Origin of the sequence: Ruegeria sp. ANG-R (assembly GCF_000813985.1) — a bacterium.
Taxonomy (GTDB): Bacteria; Pseudomonadota; Alphaproteobacteria; order Rhodobacterales; family Rhodobacteraceae; genus Ruegeria.
Window position 1 is genome coordinate 1 of sequence record NZ_JWLJ01000040.1, and the last position, 644, is coordinate 644.

Annotated in this window: 1 pseudogene; it reads left to right on the forward strand. The window is 63.4% G+C overall.

From position 1 onward, the window contains the following. Window positions 1-27: 27 nt before the first annotated feature. Window positions 28-644 (forward strand): annotated as a pseudogene (locus RA27_RS22990) (YfcC family protein); the annotation flags it as partial.

Below are 644 nucleotides of genomic sequence, written 5' to 3' on the forward strand. Positions count from 1 at the left end.
GTGCCGGCCGGCAAATACGAGATGACCATGAACGAGGCCCTCGGCAAGGAAGTGCCGGTGGCCGGTACCTACAAACTGGTGGATGCCAATCCCCAGGGGATCGTCGACGTGCTGCTGGCACCTATCGACGGTCTCTACAACCACGACACCTATGAGGCTGGCGCCATCGACGTCTCCCTCTTCATCCTGATCATCGGTGGCTTCCTTGGCATCGTGACCAAGACAGGTGCCATTGATGCAGGTATCGAGCGCGTCACCGATCGCCTGCGTGGCCGTGAAGAGTGGATGATCCCGATCCTGATGGCGCTGTTCGCCGCAGGGGGCACCATCTACGGCATGGCGGAAGAGTCCCTGCCGTTCTACACCCTGCTGGTGCCGGTGATGATGGCCGCCCGCTTCGACCCCGTGGTCGCTGCCGCGACCGTGCTGCTGGGGGCCGGTATCGGTACCCTGGGCTCCACCATCAACCCGTTCGCCACCGTGATCGCCGCCAACGCGGCCGGCATCTCCTTCACCGACGGCATCTGGTTGCGGGTCGCCATGCTGGTGGCCGGCTGGCTGATCTGCGTGGCCTATGTGATGCGTTACGCCAAGATGGTGCGAAGTGATCCCAGCAAGTCCCTGGTGGCCGACAAGTGGGAAGA